The organism is Nonomuraea sp. NPDC052129, assembly GCF_040680095.1.
GTDB lineage: Bacteria > Actinomycetota > Actinomycetes > Streptosporangiales > Streptosporangiaceae > Nonomuraea.
Genome location: NZ_JBFAVX010000010.1, coordinates 99,843 through 118,000, shown reverse-complemented (window position 1 = coordinate 118,000; position 18,158 = coordinate 99,843). Strand labels below are relative to the sequence as shown.

Below are 18,158 nucleotides of genomic sequence, written 5' to 3'. Positions count from 1 at the left end.
GTTACCGGAAAGGCTCGTCCGATGGCGACCGAGGACAAACTTCGCGACTATCTCAAGCGCGTCACCGTCGAACTGACCCAGACGCGCCGCCGCCTCGCCGAGGCCGAAGATCGTCAGCACGAGCCCATCGCGATCATCGGGATGGCGTGCCGCTACCCCGGCGGCGGCGACACGGTCGAGGGTTTCTGGAACCTGCTGCGCGACGGCGGCAGCGCGGTCACCGAGGTGCCGTCCACCCGCTGGGACATCGACGACTACTACGACCCCGACCCGCGTACGCCCGGCGGCATGTACACCAGGTACGGCTCCTTCCTGCCGGACATCGCCGGCTGGGACGCCGAGTTCTTCGGCCTTTCGCCGCGCGAGGCCCTGCGGATGGACCCGACGCAGCGCCTCCTGCTCGAACTGGCCTGGGAGGGCCTGGAGAACGCGGGCGCGCCGCCGTCGCGCCTGTCGGGCAGCCGTACCGGCGTGATGGTCGGCTACATGGACAGCCTCCAGTACGGCAGGCTCCAGCTTGAACGGCACGGCGCGGAGGCGCTCGCGGACCCGTACCTGGGCCAGGGCTCGTCCATGAGCGTCGCGGCCGGGCGCATCGCGTACCTGCTCAACCTGTGCGGCCCCACCATGGCCATCGACACGGCGTGCTCGTCATCGCTGATCGCGGTCCACCTCGCGGCGGAGGCACTGCGGCGCGGCGAATGCGACCTCGCGATCGCCGCCGGGGCGTCGATGACGTTCCACCCGAGCACCTTCATCCAGGCGTGCGCGGCGTCGATGCTGTGCGCGGACGGGAAGTGCAAGACGTTCGACGCGAGCGCCGACGGCTACGTCATGGGCGAGGGCGGCGGCGTCGTGGTGCTGGAGCCGCTGTCCAAGGCGATCCAGAACGGCCGGCGCATCCGCGCGGTGATCCGCGGCTCGGCCGTCAACCAGGACGGCCGCAGCAACGGTCTCACCGCCCCCAGCCGTAGGGCCCAGGTCGATGTGATCGGCCGCGCCCTGGCCGCCGCGCGGGTCACCCCCGAGGACATCTCGTACGTGGAGGCGCACGGCTCGGGCACTCACCTGGGCGACGCCATCGAGCTGTCGGCCCTGCACGACGTCTTCGGCCAGCGCCCCGGCACCCGACCGTTACGGGTCGGCGCGGTGAAGACCAACATCGGCCACACCCAGGCGGCGGCCGGGGTGGCCGGACTGATCAAGACGGTCCTGGTGCTGGAGAACGAACTGATCCCACCGAACCTGCACCTGTCGGAACCGGCTGCGGCGATCCCGGAGGACGGGACGGTAGTGCCGATGGCCGGGACACCACAGGCGTTCACGGGGGCGGGGCCGCGGCTGGCGGGGGTGAGCTCGTTCGGCTGGTCGGGCACGAACGCCCACGTCATCCTGGAATCCGCTCCCGAGCCCGTTACGTCCGGTGGCGACGTCGGCGCTCATGCTCTGGTGCTGCCCGTGTCGGCGGCCGGTGACGCCGCTCTGCGGGAGCACGCCGGGCGGCTGGCCGCCGCTCTGGCCGACCGGCCGGGGTCGGTCCTGGCCGACGTGGCCCGTACGCTGCAGGCTGGTCGGGCCGAGCACGATCACCGGCGCGCCCTGGTCTGCGCCGACCTCCCGGACGCCATACGCCTGCTGGGCCGCGTCGCCACCGAGGGCGGCGTGCACCGGGTGAAGGGCCGTCCCCGGGTGGCGTTCCTGCTGCCCGGCGTCGGCGACCAGTACGCGGACCTCGGCAGAGAGCTGTACCGCACCGAGCCCGTCTACGCCGAGGCGGTAGACCGCTGCGTCGAGCTGGCCGCCGATCGGTGCGGCGTGGACCTGCGCCCCCTGTTCGGCCCCGCAGACGATCGGAGCGACGACGAGCAGCCCGCCGTTCACCAGGAGGCCGCCGACCAGGCACGGCCCTCGGACGGGGACCTCGCGGCGCTGCTGGGTCGTGCCGGTTCTGGGCAGGACCGGGCCGACGACCCGCTCAGCCACGCCGAGGTCGCGCACCCGTTCCTTTTCACCGTCGAGTACGCGCTCGCCCGGCTCCTGTCCCACTGGGGCGTCACCCCGGACCTGCTCATCGGCTACAGCCTCGGCGAGTACGTCGCCGCCTGCCTCGGCGGCGTGTTCACCCTCGAGGACGCCCTGTACGTGGTGGCCGAACGAGCCCGCCTGATCGCCGCCGCCCCGGCGGGCCGCATGGTCGCCGTCGCCGCAGGCGAGGACCGCGTACGGGAACTGCTGGCCGCAGGGGAGGACGGCGTGCGGGGCCTGCTCGCAGCAGGGAATGACCGCGTACAGGGACTGCTTGTCGGCGCTGAGGCCGAGGTGGACGTCGCGGCGCTCAACGGGCCCTCGATGACCGTGCTCAGTGGGCGGCCCGAGGACATCGAGGCCGTGACCCGGCGCCTCACCGCCGAGGGTGTCGCCTGTCGGCCGTTGCGGTCCGCGCACGCGTTCCACTCGTCGCTGCTCCAGCCGGCCCGCGAGAAGCTGGCCGCGCTGCTCGACTCCGTGCCGCGCCAGGCCCCATCCTCCACCATCGTGTCCAACCTCACCGGCGTCGCGCTGACGGCCGAGCAGGCCACCAGCTCCCAGTACTGGGCCGATCAGCTGGTCAGCCCGGTCAGGTTCGCCGATGCCGTACGGCACTGCGTCTCGCAGGAAGTGGGCGTCCAGGGAATGGACGTCCAGGGAATAGACGTCCAGGGAATAGACGTCTTCGTCGAGCTCGGCCCTGGTCAGACCCTCGGTGGGCTGGTCCGGCAGAACCTGTCCGACCGGCCGGCCACCGTACTCGGCACCCTGCCTCCGCTGTGGACGGCGGGGGAACGGCGGGACGCGCGGTCCGAGCTGCTGGAGGCGTGCGGGCGGCTGTGGGAGCTGGGCGTCACGCTGAACTGGGCGCCCACCCGCCCCACCGGCGCCCGCCTCGTCGACCTGCCCGCCTACCCGTTCCAGCGCACCCGCTTCTGGCCGGACCAGGGCCGGGACGTCCCCCGAACCGACCGGCCCGCCAAACCGGCTGACTTCGCCTTCGCCCCGATCTGGCAGCAGGACACCACCCGCCCCACCCCGACGCACCTGGCCTCCCGGGACGTCGTGCCGCACATCGCCTCTCGCCCTGGCCTGGAGCACCTCGCCTCCCGCGACGGCCGTCCTGGGGACGTCGCACCTGCCGTACAGCTCAGTGGGCCGTTGGTGGTGTTCGCCGACTCGGCGGAAGTCGGTGCGGCGCTCGCCGAGTCGGTCGCCGCAGCCGGGACCCAGGTGATCGAGGTCGTCGCCGGGAGCGGGCTGCGGCAGGACGGTCGCCGCATCGTCATCGACCCCGCTGTGCCCGAGCACTACGCCCAGGTGTTCGCCGCCGTCACCGAACCGGGGCCGGTGCATGTGGTCCATCTGTGGAGTCGGCTCGCCACGGCCGCAACCCCGGTGTACGCCACCGACGTGGAGCTGCGGGCGGCCATCGGGTACGGGTTCGACAGCCTGCTGCTGGCCGTACAGGCGCTGGGTGAGCTGCCCGCGAGCCAGGGGGTGCGGCTGCTGACGGTCACCCAAGGGGCCGCCGAGATCCTGGGCGGCGACGCCCTCGCGCCGTACCGGGCCGTGACGCACGGGCTCGGGCGGGCGGCGCACCACGAGTACACCGGACTGACCTGGAGTGGGGTCGACCTCGATCCGGAGGACGACCCGCAGGCGGCCGGGCAGCTCGTCCACGAGCTGCTCAGGGAGCCCGACGAGGCGCACGACCGGCTGACCGGCTGGCGGCGCGGCCGTCGCTGGGTGAAGAGCTGGGGCGAGATCCCGGACCAGGGTGAGCCGACCGGGAGTCCGTGGCGGGCCAACGGCGTCTACCTGATCACCGGTGGTGCCCGGGGACTCGGCATGGGCCTGGCCAAGCACCTGGTGCGAGCCGGAGTACGGCGGCTCGCCCTGGTGGGCCGTACCCCACTGAAAGCCGCTCCGCACGTCACCCCACACGGCGGCCCGCCGGAGGCTGGGGCGGGAGCCGGTGCGCCGGACGTGCACGAGCTGGGCGGGAAGGTGGCGCGGAGTCTGGCAGACATTGCCGAGCTTGAGGCGGCCGGAGCCGAGGTGTTGTTGCTGACCGCCGACGCCGGTGTCCCCGACGAGCTGCGGCGGGCGCTGCGCCGGTGCCGGGAGCACTTCGGCACGCTCACCGGTGTGGTCCACGCGGCCGGCGTACCGGCGGGTGGGATGGTGCAGCGGCGGACCGTGGCCGAGGCGGGGGCGGTGCTCGCGCCCAAGGTCCTGGCGATGGGGCCCCTCGCCGAGCTGGTCGGCCCGGACACCCCTGCCGAGGAGCGGCCCGAACTGCTGGTCCTGTACTCCTCCGCCGTGACCGCGTTCGGTGGCATCGGCGAGAGCGACTACTGCGCCGCCAACACCGTGCTCGACGCGTACGGCGAGGCTCTGGCGGCCACCGCGCCGTCCACCAGGGTGGTGTCGGTCGCCTGGGGCCCGTGGCAGCACGACGACTGGCAGGCCGACTCCCTCAAGGGCGCCTCCAGCCTCGCCCAGCGGGTGACCGCCTACCGGGAGAGGTACGGGTTCGCCGAGGAGGCGGGCTGCGCGTTCCTCGACCGGATCGTGACCGGCGGCCACGGCGGCGTCCTGGCCGCGCGCCAGCCGCTGCGGGACGTCCTGCGCGACTGGTCGGCCATGACCGACCTCGACGCCCTGGTCGGCGCGGCGTCGGCGCCGCGCGGGGAGCGGTTCCCGCGGCCGCTGCTGCGGACCGAGTACGTGGCGCCCAGGACCGAGACCGAGACCAAGATCGCCGACGTTTGGGGCGCCTACCTGGGCATCGAGCAGGTCGGCGTGCACGACCCGTTCTTCGATCTCGGAGGCAACTCCCTGGTCGGCATGGCCATGGTGCTGGCCATCGAGAAGGAGCTCGGCGTGGCCATCGCGCCCGCGGTGCTGTTCGAGCACCCGACGGTCGCGGAGTTCGCGACCGCGCTGGAGCGGTCGGACGACGGCTCCGCACGGCAGGCACTCACCACCAGCTCGGCTCGGGGGCAGCGACGGCGCCGGGCCCGTTCCGGGGGCGGACGGAAATGAAGCCCGACTTGAGCTTGAGTCCCGAGATAAGGACCGTTGACGTGACTGATGAGCTGGCCGGCGAGGTTTCCGGCAATGACATTGCGATAGTCGGGATGTCGGGGCGGTTCCCCGGCGCCGCCGATGTGGCCGGATTGTGGGCGAACATCCGTGACGGCCGTTCCGGCATCACCCGGTTCACCGATGACGAGTTGCGGGCCGCCGGAGTGCCCGAGGACCTGTTGGCCGATCCCGGGTACGTGAAGGCCGGGGCGGTGATCGACGGCGTCGAGCTGTTCGACGCGGGTTTCTTCGGGTTCAGCCCGAAGGAGGCGCAGATCCTCGACCCGCAGCACCGGTTGTTCCTGGAGCACAGCTGGGAGGCGCTGGAGGACGCCGGGTGCGACCCCACCCGCTTCGACGGCGCGATCGGCGTCTTCGGCGGGTCCGGCTGGAGCTCGTACCTGCAGCACAACCTGATGCCGAACGACATCGCCGCCACCATGGGCGAGCTGGCCCTCGGCCTGGCCAACGACAAGGACTCGCTGACCCTGCGTGTGGCCCACACGCTGGGCCTGTCGGGGCCGAGCTACGCGGTGCAGAGCTACTGCTCCACGTCGCTCGTCGCGGTCTGCGCGGCCGCCTCCAGCCTGTCCGGGTTCGAGTGCGACCTGGCGCTGGCGGGCGGCGTCGCGGTCAACGTGCCGCACCGGGTCGGCTACCTGTACCAGCAGGGCGGCATCGCGCCGCCCGACGGCGAGTGCCGGGCCTTCGACGCGGGCGGTCTGGGCAGCCCGCTCGGCAGCGGCGTCGGCGTGGTGGCGCTGCGCCGGCTGGAGGACGCGCTGGCCGCCGGTGACCAGATCTACGCCGTCATCCGGGGCTGGGCCGTCAACAACGACGCGGGCAGGAAGGTGGGCTTCACCGCTCCCGGCGTACAGGGTCAGGCCGCCGTCATGGCCGAGGCGCTCGCCAGCGCCGGGCTGATGCCCGCCGACATCGACTACGTCGAGGCGCACGGCACCGGCACCGCGCTCGGCGACGCGGCCGAGCTGGCGGCGCTGCAGCAGGTGTTCCACGACGAGTCGTGCCTGATCGGCTCCGTCAAGACGAACCTCGGCCACCTCGACCGGGCGGCCGGCGTCACCAGCCTCATCAAGACCGCCCTCGCCCTGCGCCACGACGAGATCCCGCCCACCCGCAACCTCACCGAGCCCAACCCACAGCTCAGCGCCGGTGAGGCCGAGCTGGAGGTGGTCACCAGGCTCATCGCGTGGCCGCGCAGGCCCGGCCGGACCCGGCGGGCGGGGGTGAGCGCGTTCGGCATCGGCGGGACCAACGCGCACGTGGTGCTGGAAGAGGCGCCCGCTGTTCCGGTGCCCTCCGTTCCGGTTTCGGCTGCGGCGTCGCGTCCGGAACTGCTGGTGTGGTCCGCGCGGTCCGCCGCCGCGGCCGACGCCATGACCGAACGCCTCGCCGACCACCTCACGTCCGCCGCGGCCGACGCGACGACCGGCCATCTCGCGGGAGCCTCCGACACCCCTCACCTGCCCGACGTCGCCCACACGCTGCAGGCCGGGCGGCAGGTCTTCGGGCATCGCCGGATGCTGGTCGCCGCCACCGTGGACGAGGCCGTCGCCGGGCTGCGCGACGCCGGGGTGCTGGCCCGCGCGGACAGCCGCGCGGACCGGCCCGTCGCGTTCCTCATAGCGGGCACCGGCGAGCAGTACCCGGGCCTGGCCGCCGAACTGTACGAGACCGAGCCGGTCTTCAGGCAGACGCTGGACGAGTGCCGGGCCACGCTCCGCGATCACCTCGGCGGGGTCGACCCCCTCGCCGAGCTGCTGCTTCCCAGACAGCCCGTCCAGGCCGCCGGGCTCGACCGGCTGCTCGGGCGGGAGGCGGCGCCGGTCGACACCATGCCCACGGCGGTGTTGCAGCCCGCGCTGTTCGCGGTCGAGTACGCCCTGGCCCAGCTCGTACGCTCCTGGGGCATCGAACCGGCGCTGCTGGCCGGCTACAGCCTCGGCGAGTACGTGGCCGCCTGCCTGGCGGGCGTCCTCACCCTGGACTCGGCGCTGGCGCTGGTCGCCCACCGGGCGCGGCTGATCGACGCGCTCCCGGCCGGCGCGATGAGCGCCGTGCCGCTGGCCGCCGACGATCTGCGGACCCGGCTGGAGCGGGCGGGCATCGCCGACGTGGACGTGGCCGCGGTCAACGGCCCCGAACTCACCGTGCTCGCCGGCCCGCCCGCCGCGATGGAGGCGGCCAGGGAGTTCCTTGCGGGAGAGTCGGTGCCGTGCCGGCCGCTGGCCACCAGTCACGCGTTCCACTCGCGCATGATGGAGCCGGTACGCGACGAGCTGACCCGCTGGATCGCCACCCACATCACGCTCGAAGAGCCGCGCATCCCGTACGTCTCGAACGTCACCGGCGCCCTCATCACCGCCTCAGAGGCGACCGACCCCGGCTACTGGGCGCGGCACATGTGCGGGCCGGTGCTGTTCGACGCCGTGCTCGGCACGCTGCTCCAGCAGGGGGAGCTCGCGCTGCTGGAGATCGGCCCCGGACAGTCGCTCGGGGCGATGGCGCGTGGCCACCGCGACTGCCCCCGGGAGCGCTGGCCGCTGGTGGTCTCCACGCTCCCCGCCGCCGCCGACCCCCGCCCGGCCGGCACCGTGCTGGCCGAGGGCCTTGGGCGGTTGTGGCTGGCGGGTGTGCCGGTCGACTGGGCCGGGTACCGGCAGGATCGTCCGGTACGCAAGGTGGGGCTGCCCAGCTACCCGTTCCAGCGGGAGCGCTACTGGATCGACCCGCCCCGCCACCAGGCCCAGCCCGCACTGACCGCCATGGCTCCGGCTCCCGCCATCGAGGAGGCGGCTCCGCACGTCCAGCTCATGGTGCCGCGCTGGATCGCGACCGACGTACCTACTGCGACCGGTTCGGGCGCGGCCGGGCGCTGGGTGGTGCTCGCAGACACCGGCGGGGTCGCTGACGCGGTCGTCGAGTCGCTGGGCTCCGACGGCACCGAGATCGTGCTGGTACGGCCGGGCGGCGCGTTCACCGAAGTGACCGGCGGCTACACGATCGACCCCGAGTCGGCGGCCGACCACGCCGCCCTGGCAAGGAGCCTGGCGAGCGAGGCCCCGACGGTCCTGCTCGACCTGCGGCTGCTCGACCACGCCGGCTCCGGTGGCGACGGGCGCCAGGTGGTGCTGCCGCTCTCCCGGATGCTGGACGCCTGGGGCAGCGAGGGCGGTGACAGCACCAGGATCATCGTGGCGACTCGGGGCGGCCAGGCGGTGGTCGACGGCGAGGTGCCGGACCCCGGCCACGCCGCCGCCGCCACGCTGCCGCTGGTCGCCAACCAGGAGTACCTCAACCTCGACTGCCGCTGCGTGGACGTCGAGGTGGGAGCCGACGTCGCCGCGACGGCCCGGGACCTGGTGGCCGAGCTCCGCGATCCGGCGACCGACGCTCTGGTGGCCTACCGCGACGGACGCCGCCACACCCGCGACTACGTCCCCGCCGACCGGGGCGAGGCACAGACCGGTCTGGGGGTGCGGCCCGGTGGGACGTACCTGATGACCGGTGGTCTCGGGGACGTCGGGCTGTTGGTGGCCGAGCACTTGGTGCGGGCCGGAGCCGCCCGGCTGATGCTCACCAGCCGCAGCGGCGTGCCCGCCACGGCCGGTGACCCGCGCCACGAGGGCGTCCAGCGGTTGCGGGCGCTCGGGGCCGAAGTACTGACACCGCAAGCCGACGTGACAGACGCCGACGCGATGCGCGCCCTACTGGCCGCGGTGCTGCGGGAGGGCGGGCGGCTCGACGGGGTGATTCATGCCGCCGCCGAGACAGGCCGGGACACGTTCCTGTCGATGCGCGACCTCGACCAGGAAGCCGTCGCCAGACACTTCGGCGCGAAGGTGACGGGTGCGCTGGTCCTGCGTGAGGTGCTCGCCGAGCTCCCCGCCGAGCGGGCGCCCGGCTTCTGCCTGCTGTTCTCCTCGACGTCGTCGCTGCTGGGCGGCATCACGTTCGGCAGCTACGCGGCGGCGAACGCCGCGCTGACGGCGGTCGCCCACGACACCGCCGCCTCGCCCACCAGGTGGGTGGCCGCGAGCTGGGACACGTGGTCGCGGACGCTCGAAGGCATGGAAGGCGGCATCGGCGCCGCCATGGCCGCGCACGCCATGAGCACCGAGGAGGGGCTGGCGGCGTTCGACCGGCTGGTGGCCGACGACCGGCCGAGCCTCGTGGTGGCGGCGGGTGGTCTCGACGACCGGCTGCCCCGGGCGGTGAGCGGGCCGGAGCCGGGGGCGGGCGGGACCAGGTTCCCCCGTCCCGAGCTGCCCCAGCCGTACAGCCCGCCGCTGACCGCGACCGAGCGGGCGCTGGCCGAGCTGTGGTCCGACGTGCTCGGTATCGAGCCGGTCGGGACCAGGGACAACTTCTTCGACCTCGGCGGCAACTCGCTCGTCGCGCTGCAGATGCTGGCCCTGGTGAAGAAGCGGTTCGGGATCGCGGTTCCGACGGTGATGCTGTTCGAGGCGCCTACGGTGCACACGCTCGCCGGAATCCTCGACGAGAAGGGCGCCGGCGCCGGCCGTACCGGGAAGACGAGTGCCCGCACCACGACGGTGGCCAAGCGGGTCGCCCAGAAGGCCGTGGAAGGCACCGCCGGACCTGCCGACGGCTCCGGCAGCGACATGGACGACGACCGGCGGATCGCCATCGTGGGCATGGCCGGCCACTTCCCGGGCGCAACCGACGTGGGTGCGTTCTGGAACAACCTCCGCGAAGGCGTCGAATCAATCAGCTTCTTCTCCGAGGAAGAGCTGCTGGCCGCCGGAGTGGCCCCCGACCTCATCCACGATCCCTCGTACGTCCCCGCCCGCCCGGTGCTCGACGACGTCAGCGGCTTCGACGCCGCGTTCTTCGGCCTCAGCCCCCGGATGGCGGCGATCACGGACCCGCAGCAGCGGGCGTTCATCGAGGTGTGCTGGGAGGCGCTGGAGCAGGCCGGGTACGCGGTGCCCGAGAGCAGGGGCCGGGTCGGCGTGTTCGGCGGCAGCAACATCAGCACGTACCTGCTCCGCATGGGCGAGCACCTCCTGAACGACGAGGAGGAGGTCAGCCACTACGAGATCATCATGGGCAACGACAAGGACGCGCTCACTACGACGGTCTCCTACCTGTTCGACCTGTACGGGCCGAGTGTCGCGGTGCAGACGTTCTGCTCGACCTCGCTGGTCGCGGCGCACCTGGCGGTGCAGAGCCTGCGCAACGGCGAGTGCGAACTGGCGCTGGCCGGCGGCGTGTCGATCCGGGTGCCCGACCGGGTCGGGCACAAGTTCGGCCCCGGGGGGCAGGAGTCGCCCGACGGGCATGTGCGGACGTTCGACGCGCGGGCGCGGGGCAGCATGTTCGGTGACGGCGCCGCGGTGGTGCTGCTCAAGCGGCTGTCGGACGCGGTACGCGACGGCGACCACATCTGGGCCGTGATCCGCGGCTCGGCGATGAACAACGACGGCGCCCTCAAGGTCGGCTTCACCGCGCCGAGCGTGGTCGGCCAGGCCAGGGTGATCGCCGACGCGATGGCCGACGCCGGGGTGACCGGCGAGGACATCAGCTACATCGAGGCGCACGGCACCGCCACCGAGCTCGGCGACCCGATCGAACTGGCGGCGCTGACGCGGGCGTTCGGCGACACCGAGCAGACGCAGTACTGCCCGATCGGCTCGGTGAAGACCAACATCGGGCACCTGGACCGCGCCGCGGGCGCGAGCGGACTGATCAAGACCTCGCTCGCGCTGCGCGAACGGGTGATCCCGGCCAGCCTGCACTACACCAGCCCCAACCCGGAGATCGACTTCGAGAACAGCCCCTTCTACGTCAACGCCGAGCTCTCCCCATGGCGGACCCGCGACGGGCGGCCGCGCATCGCGGGCATCAACTCGCTCGGCATGGGCGGCACCAACGTGCACATGGTCGTCGAGGAGGCTCCCGTCCGACCCCCGGCGCCGCCCGTTTCGCCCGAGTCCTCCCGCAGGTACCAGGTGCTGCCCGTGTCCGCGCGCAACGCCACCGCGGCCGACCAGGCGGGCGAGCGCCTTGGGCGGCACCTGGCCGCCGCGCCCGGTATCCGATTGGCGGATGTGGCGTTCACCCTCCAAGTGGGGCGCAAGACGTTCGAGCACCGGCGCGTCGCCGTTGTGGACAGCGTTGAGTCGGCCGCCGCCGTACTGGGCGGGGAGTCACTGAACCCCGGCGTGCTGAGTGGGGGGTCGCCGAACCTCGGTGTGCGGTCGGCGAGCCCTGGCGTGCTGAGCCGGGTCGACACGGTTCAGGGGCGTCCGGTGGCGTTCCTGTTCGCGGGGGCGGGGGAGCAGTATCCCGGTCTGGTCACTGAGCTGTACCGGCGCGAGCCGGAGTTCCGCGCGGCGCTCGACGAATGCCTGGAGCTCCTGCGCGGGCCGCTGGGCGAGGTGGACCTCGCGGACCTGCTCGCGGGCGGCCGTGGCAGCGCACCGGACCTGGCCGCCCTGCTGGGCCGCACGGGCTCGGGCGGGACTACCGGCTCGAACGGGTCTGCGGGCTCGGGCGGTTCCGGTGGCTCAGGTGGGGATGAGCGGGTCGGCGTGCTGGAGCGTACGGAGATCGTCCAGCCGGCCCTGTTCGCCGTCGAATACGCCCTGGCCCGCACGCTCATGACCTGGGGCGTACAGCCGCGGATCATGCTGGGCTACAGCCTCGGCGAGTACGTCGCCGCCTGCCTGGCCGGAGTCCTGTCACTGCCGGACGCCATCGCGCTGGTGGCGTACCGGGCGAAGCTGATCGACGGTGTGCCGCCCGGCTCGATGGTCGCCGTGTCGCTGCCCGCGAACGAGCTGCGCCGCCGGTTCAGGCTCGACGAGCGGGGGCTGGACCTGGCCGCCGTCAACGGCCCGCAGGTGACGGTCGTCGCCGGTCCGGTCGAGGCGATGGACGGGCTCCTCGCCGACCTGCGGCGGGCCGAGATCCCGTGCCGCCCGCTGCAGACCACCCACGCCTTCCACTCCAGGATGCTGGCCCGGCTGAGTGACGAGCTGACCGCCTGGGTCGAGGCGAACGTCCAGCTCAACCCGCCCGCCCTGCCGTACATCTCGAACGTGACCGGCGGGATCGCCGACGCGGACCTGGTGTGCGACCCGGGCTACTGGGCCCGGCACATGTGCGGGACCGTACGGTTCGCGGACGGGGTCGACGCGCTGCTCGCCGACCCGGAGCTGGCCGTGGTCGAGATCGGCCCGGGGCAGTCGCTCGGCGCCCTGGTGCGCGCCGCCGGGTGCCCGCCGCAGCGGTGGCCGCTCATCCTCAACGCGCTGCCGGGCGGCAGCGACAGCCGCCCGGACGACGAGGTGCTCGCGGGCTGCCTGGCCCGGCTGTGGCTGCTCGGCGCCGACCTCGACTGGGCCGCCCACCACGGCAGACACCAGAACACCGGGCTCACCGCCGGGTTGCCGGGGCGGATTCCGCTGCCGACGTACCCCTTCCAGCGCCAGCGCTACTGGATCGACCCGCCCGCGACCGGTGCGCGGCGGCAGCCGGTCGGCGCGATGCCGGCGCTCGACCCGGACAACCTGTTCGAGGCGATCACGAACCTGCCCAGGCTGCCAGAAGACCAGTGGATGTACCTGCCCGTATGGCGGCAGACCGCCGCGCCCGCGCCGGGTGAGCAGCCGGGCTCGTGGCTGGTCTACACCCGCGACGGGCTCGCCGACCAGGTCGCCGCCGAGCTGCGGCGGACGGCGGGTGCCACGGTCACGCTGGTACGCCCCGGCGACGCGTACGCCGCCACCCCCGACGGCTACACGGTGCGGCCGGGCAACGTCGGCGACACGCTCTCGCTGCTGCGCGACCTGCGCGCCGCCGGTCGGCCACTGGAGCGGGTGGTCCACCTCTGGACGCTGGACGCCGCCACCGGCGACACCACCATCCGGTACGGCCTGCACACGCTCGTCGCACTGGCCAGGGCGGCGGCCGAGTCCGGCACCGACGACTGGTCCCTGGACGTCGCCGTCACCGGCACGCAGCAGGTACTGGGCGACGACGTGTCCAACCCCGACGGCGCGACGCTGATCGGTCCTTGCCTGGTGATCCCTCTGGAATACCCGAAGGTCGCCACCCGCCTCATCGACCTGGAGACCGGCGCGGGCGCTCTCGCGCTGGCCGGTCGAAGTGGCTCGGGGGCTGTCGGTCCGGGCGCTTCTGCGGCGGGCGGCAGGGGCGGTTCGGTGGTCGGTGGGTTGGTGGCCGAGTTGCGGAGGCCGCAAGCCGACCGGATCGTGGCGCTGCGCAACGGCCGACGCTGGGTGCCCGGTTACGAGACCATGGCGGTCGATCCGGACCTGGAGACGCTCCGCGAAGGCGGTGTCTACCTGGTCACGGGCGGGCTCGGCGGCATCGCACTCGGCCTGGCCGAACGCCTGGCCCGCGACTGCCACGCCAACCTCGTCCTGCTCGCTCGCCGCGGCCTGCCACCCCGCTCGGAGTGGTCCCGCATCCTGGCGAGCGCGGGCACCAACGGCGCGGGACCGCACGGTGCGGGGTCCAACGGTGCGGGGTCCAACGGTGCCGGACTCAACGATGCGGCCGAGGGGGCGACCCGGCGGCGGATCGTCCAAGTGCTCGAGATCGAGAAACTCGGCGGCCGGGTCGAGATCGTCACCGGCGACGTCAGTAAGCCCGAGGACGTCCGCCGGGCCGTGGACACGGCGGTCGAGCGGTTCGGTGCCCTCCACGGTGTCCTCCACGCCGCGGGCGTCCCCGGCATGGGGTTGATGCAGTTCAAGCGGTCCGACGAGCTGGACCAGGTGCTCGCCCCGAAGATCGGCGGCACCCTGGCCATCGCCGAGGCGCTGCGCATCGGCCGGCCCGACGAGGTCGAGCTGGACTTCCTGGTGCTGTTCGCCTCCATCACCTCGGCGACCGGCGGCGGGCCGGGGCAGGTGGACTACTGCGCCGCCAACGCCTTCCTCGACGGGTACGCCCACCAGCTCGCCGACACCGGCAGGCGGGTCCTGGCCATCGACTGGGGCGAGTGGACCTGGAACGCCTGGGAGGAGGGCCTGGCCGGGTACGACGGCGCGTTGCAGCAGTTCTTCCGCGACAACCGGGCCCGTGTCGGCATCGACTTCGAGGACGGCTGGCGGGCGCTGCTGCGCGCCCTGGCCAGCGGTGAGCCCCGGGTCGTGGTGTCCACGCAGGACTTCCCGACGGTGGTGCTCGGCAGTTCGCGCTTCAACCTGGAGGCCGTCACCTCACCCGCAGTGGGTGGCGTGAGCGGTGAGCGGCACCCCCGTCCCGAGTTGGTCACCCCCTACCAGGAGCCGTCGGGGTCGGCCGAGGAGCAGATCGCCGGCATCTGGTGCGATTCGCTCAAGCTCGACCGGGTCGGCGTCCTGGACAACTTCTTCGAGCTCGGCGGCAACTCGCTGCTCGGCGTCAGCATCGTGGCCGCGATGCGCCGGGCGTTCGAGCTGGACGAGTTGCCGCCGCACATCCTCTACGAGGCGCCGACCGTGTCGGCCCTCGGCCAGACCATCGAGGCCATGTCCTCGGGCGCGGGCCACGCGCTCGGGACCGGCGCCGACGGCGGCAGCCACGTACGTGCCCAGCTGCGCCGATCGGGACTCGAAGCCTCCGCCGCCCGCAGACGCGGCCGGTGAGACCCAACAAGGACCAGCACAACGGCCCAAAAACAGCGAATGGAGCAGAGTCATGACAGTGATCGGCGTAGTGGGCGCCGGTGTGATGGGCGTGGGAGTGGCCCAGAACCTGGCCCAGACCGGCCACGACGTGGTCCTGGTCGACAAGGACGAGCAGATCCTCAAGCAGGCGCTCGCGAACATCGAGCGCAACAGCCGGATGAGCCGCCTGATGGGCGGCCCGGCCCTGGACGCGGACGCGATCCTCGCCAGGATCACCACGGCCGTCGGCGCGGACGCCCTGGCCAAGGCGGAGATCGTCATCGAGAACGTGACCGAGAACTGGGACGTCAAGCGGGAGGTCTACGAGGCGCTCGACGCGGCCTGCGGCCCCGACACCGTGTTCGTCGTCAACACCTCGGCCATCCCGATCACCAAGGTCGGCGCCGTGACGGGCCGTCCCGACAAGGTCATCGGCGTACATTTCATGAACCCGGTGCCCGCCAAGCCGGCCGTCGAGCTGATCCCCGGCTTCCACACCACCCCCGACACCATCGAGCGGACCAGGAACCTGCTGGCCGCGATGGGCAAGCGGGCCGTCGACGTCAAGGACTCGTGCGGCTTCATCTCCAACCGGGTGCTCATGCTCACCGTCAACGAGGCCGCCTACCTCGTCCATGAGGGCGTGGCCACGGCCGAGTCCGTCGACGAGGTGTTTCGCAGCTGCTTCGGCCACCCCATGGGGCCGCTGGAGACCGCCGACCTGATCGGCGTCGACACCATCCTCTACAGCGTCGAGGTGCTGTACGAGCACTACGCCGACAGCAAGTACCGGCCGTGCCCTCTGCTCAAGCAGATGACCGACGCCGGCCTGCACGGACGCAAGTCCGGCCGTGGCTTCTTCACCTACGCCAACTAACAAAAACCACTGAAAAGGAGCTCAGCAATGTCGAACACCGCTGAGGCGCAGATCCTCGCCTTCGTCCGCAGCCGCTACCCGCAGGCCGAGATCACCGGGGACCAGGACATCTTCTCCCTGGGCTTCGTCAACTCGCTGTTCGCGATGGAGCTGGTGATGTTCGTGGAGAAGACCTTCGAGGTCACCATCCCGAACGAGGAGCTGCGCATCGACAACTTCCGGACCGCCGGCTCGATGGCCGAGCTGGTGGGCCGGCTGTCGGAGGAGCTGGCCGCGTGACGATCGTCACCCAGGCGCCGCCCGCGCAAGAGACGTCCCCGGTCACCGACCGGGCCAGCGCCCGCGCGTTCGTGGACACCTTCATCGTTCCGTACGCCGAGGCGTACGACCAGGCCGGCTACATCCCCGAGGAACTGCTGGACCGGATGGCCGAGGCCGGTCTGTGGGCCCCCTTCCTGCCCGAGGAGGTGGGCGGCGCCGGAATGGACCTGGTCACCCTCGGCGAGGTCCACGAGGAGGTCGGCCGCGGGTGCTCGTCGGTCCGTAGCCTGCTCACGGTCCACACCATGGTGTCGTGGGCGGTGCAGCGGTGGGGCAGCGCGGCGCAGCGGCAGAAGTGGGCTCCGGCCCTGGCCAAGGGCGCGGTCCTGGGCGCGTTCTGCCTGTCGGAGCCCGGCGCGGGCAGCGACACCTCGGGCATCACCACGACCGCCGTCCAGTCCGGTACGGGCTGGGTGCTCAACGGCGGCAAGAAGTGGATCACCGGCGGCCAGCGGGCGGACCTGTACCTGGTGTTCGCCCGCACCGCGTCGAGCATCGGCGCGTTCCTGGTGCCCAGGGAGAGTCCCGGGGTCGAGGTGCGCCCGATCGACGACATGCTGGGCACCCGCGCGTCGATGCTCGCGGAGGTGACGTTCGACGACGTACGCCTCGACGCCGACGCGCTGCTCGGGCCCAGCGGGTTCACCGCGGGCATGGTGCTCACCGGCACGCTCGACCTGGGCCGCTACAGCGTGGCGGCCGGGTCGGTCGGCATCATCCAGGCGTGCCTGGAGGCGTCGGCGTCCTACACCTCGGCCCGCGAGGTCGGCGGCTCGGTGCTGCGGGACCTGCCGCTGATCCAGGCCAAGCTGTCCGACATGGTCACCGACGCGCGGGCGGCCCGGCTGCTGCTGGCCGAGGCGGGGCGGCTCAAGGACGCCGGTGAGGCGTCCACGATCATGGCGACCTGGGTGGCGAAGTACTTCGCGTCCACCGCGGCCGCCAGGCACGCGTCGGAGGCGGTCCAGATCCATGGCGCCAACGGCTGCAGCCCTGACTATCCCGTGGCCCGCTTCTACCGGGACGCCAAGGTCATGGAGATCATCGAGGGCAGCAACGAGATCCAGCGGATCACGATCGCCGGCCAGGCGGACCGGGAGGTGACGTCGTGAGTGTGGCCGTACTCCACGAGAAGCCCAAGCAGGGCCGCATCAAGTGCGTCGTATGGGACCTCGACAACACGCTGTGGGACGGCGTGCTGCTGGAGGACGAGAACGTCAAGGTACGCCCGGCGGTCGTCGAGCACATCAGGCGGCTGGACCGCATGGGCGTGCTGCACTCGGTGGCCAGCAAGAACGACCACGAGGCGGCGTTCGGCAAGCTGCGCGAGCTCGGCCTCGACGACCTGTTCCTCTACCCGCGGATCAACTGGAACGCCAAGTCCGACTCGATCCGCCAGATCTCCAAGGCGCTCAACCTCGGGCTCGACGCGTTCGCGTTCGTGGACGACCAGGAGTTCGAGCGCGCCGAGGTGGCGCACGAGGTGCCGGAGGTGACCTGCGTCGACGTCGCCGACGTGGACGAGGCGCTGGTACGGCCGGAGTTCACCCCCCGCTTCGTCACCGACGAGTCGGCGCAGCGGCGCGGCATGTACCAGGGGCAGATCGCCAGGGACGAGCTGGAGAGCGAGTTCGTCGGCACCAACGAGGAGTTCCTGGCCGGGCTGAAGATGGCGTTCACCATCGCGCCGGCCCGCCGGGAGGACCTCCAGCGGGCCGAGGAGCTGACGGTACGCACCAACCAGCTCAACTCGACCGGGCGCACCTACTCCTACGAGGAGCTCGACGAGCTGCGCGAGTCGCCGGACCACCTGCTGCTGGTGGCCTCGCTGACCGACCGGTTCGGCAGCTACGGCAAGATCGGGCTCGCGCTGGTGGAGAAGGAGGAGACGGTCTGGCGGCTCTGCATGATGCTGATGTCGTGCCGGGTGATGTCGCGCGGTGTCGGAATGGTCATGCTCAACCACGTCATGCGGCTGGCGAAGGAGGCCGGTGTCTCGGTGCGGGCCGACTTCGTGGAGACGGGACGCAACCGGATGATGCAGGTCACCTACGCGTTCGCGGGTTTCAGGGAGGTGGAGCGGAACGGCGCCCACGTGGTGCTGGAGGCCGATCTGACGAACGTGCAGCCGCCTCCGCCGTACGTGAAGCTAGAGATCCTGGATTGAGGCA

The 18,158-nt window shown here is 72.3% G+C and carries 6 protein-coding genes; all 6 read left to right on the top strand.

Annotation, left to right across the window (positions count from 1 at the left end):
* Nucleotides 1-21: 21 nt before the first annotated feature.
* From AB0L53_RS23365 to AB0L53_RS23340, 6 genes are read left to right on the top strand one after another with little or no spacing between them, the layout of a single operon-like run.
* Complete coding sequence (locus AB0L53_RS23365; protein ID WP_363997304.1) at nucleotides 22-5,079, top strand: beta-ketoacyl synthase N-terminal-like domain-containing protein; 5,058 nt, start codon at nucleotides 22-24, stop codon at nucleotides 5,077-5,079.
* Between the two features lie 41 nt (nucleotides 5,080-5,120).
* On the top strand, nucleotides 5,121-14,768 hold the full coding sequence (locus tag AB0L53_RS23360; protein ID WP_363997301.1) for an SDR family NAD(P)-dependent oxidoreductase: 9,648 nt from the start codon (nucleotides 5,121-5,123) through the stop codon (nucleotides 14,766-14,768).
* Nucleotides 14,769-14,820: 52 nt separating this feature from the next.
* Nucleotides 14,821-15,666, top strand: coding sequence for a 3-hydroxyacyl-CoA dehydrogenase NAD-binding domain-containing protein (locus AB0L53_RS23355; RefSeq protein WP_357942093.1), 846 nt, complete (start codon nucleotides 14,821-14,823; stop codon nucleotides 15,664-15,666).
* 27 nt (nucleotides 15,667-15,693) lie between these two features.
* On the top strand, nucleotides 15,694-15,945 hold the full coding sequence (locus tag AB0L53_RS23350; RefSeq protein WP_357942095.1) for an acyl carrier protein: 252 nt from the start codon (nucleotides 15,694-15,696) through the stop codon (nucleotides 15,943-15,945).
* Nucleotides 15,942-17,099: an acyl-CoA dehydrogenase family protein gene (locus AB0L53_RS23345; RefSeq protein WP_363997297.1), complete on the top strand. Its 1,158-nt coding sequence runs from the start codon at nucleotides 15,942-15,944 to the stop codon at nucleotides 17,097-17,099. The genes AB0L53_RS23350 and AB0L53_RS23345 overlap by 4 nt, the downstream gene beginning before the upstream one ends.
* Nucleotides 17,096-18,154 (top strand): HAD-IIIC family phosphatase, encoded by a 1,059-nt coding sequence (locus AB0L53_RS23340; RefSeq protein ID WP_363997294.1) that lies wholly within the window; start codon nucleotides 17,096-17,098, stop codon nucleotides 18,152-18,154. The genes AB0L53_RS23345 and AB0L53_RS23340 overlap by 4 nt, the downstream gene beginning before the upstream one ends.
* Nucleotides 18,155-18,158 lie beyond the last annotated feature (4 nt).

Bases quoted from the DNA above. Each gene is read 5' to 3' on its own strand.
- AB0L53_RS23365 (WP_363997304.1), top strand. From the start codon at position 22: ATGGCGACCGAGGACAAACTTCGCGACTATCTCAAGCGCGTCACCGTC.
- AB0L53_RS23355 (WP_357942093.1), top strand. From the start codon at position 14,821: ATGACAGTGATCGGCGTAGTGGGCGCCGGTGTGATGGGCGTGGGAGTG.
- AB0L53_RS23350 (WP_357942095.1), top strand. From the start codon at position 15,694: ATGTCGAACACCGCTGAGGCGCAGATCCTCGCCTTCGTCCGCAGCCGC.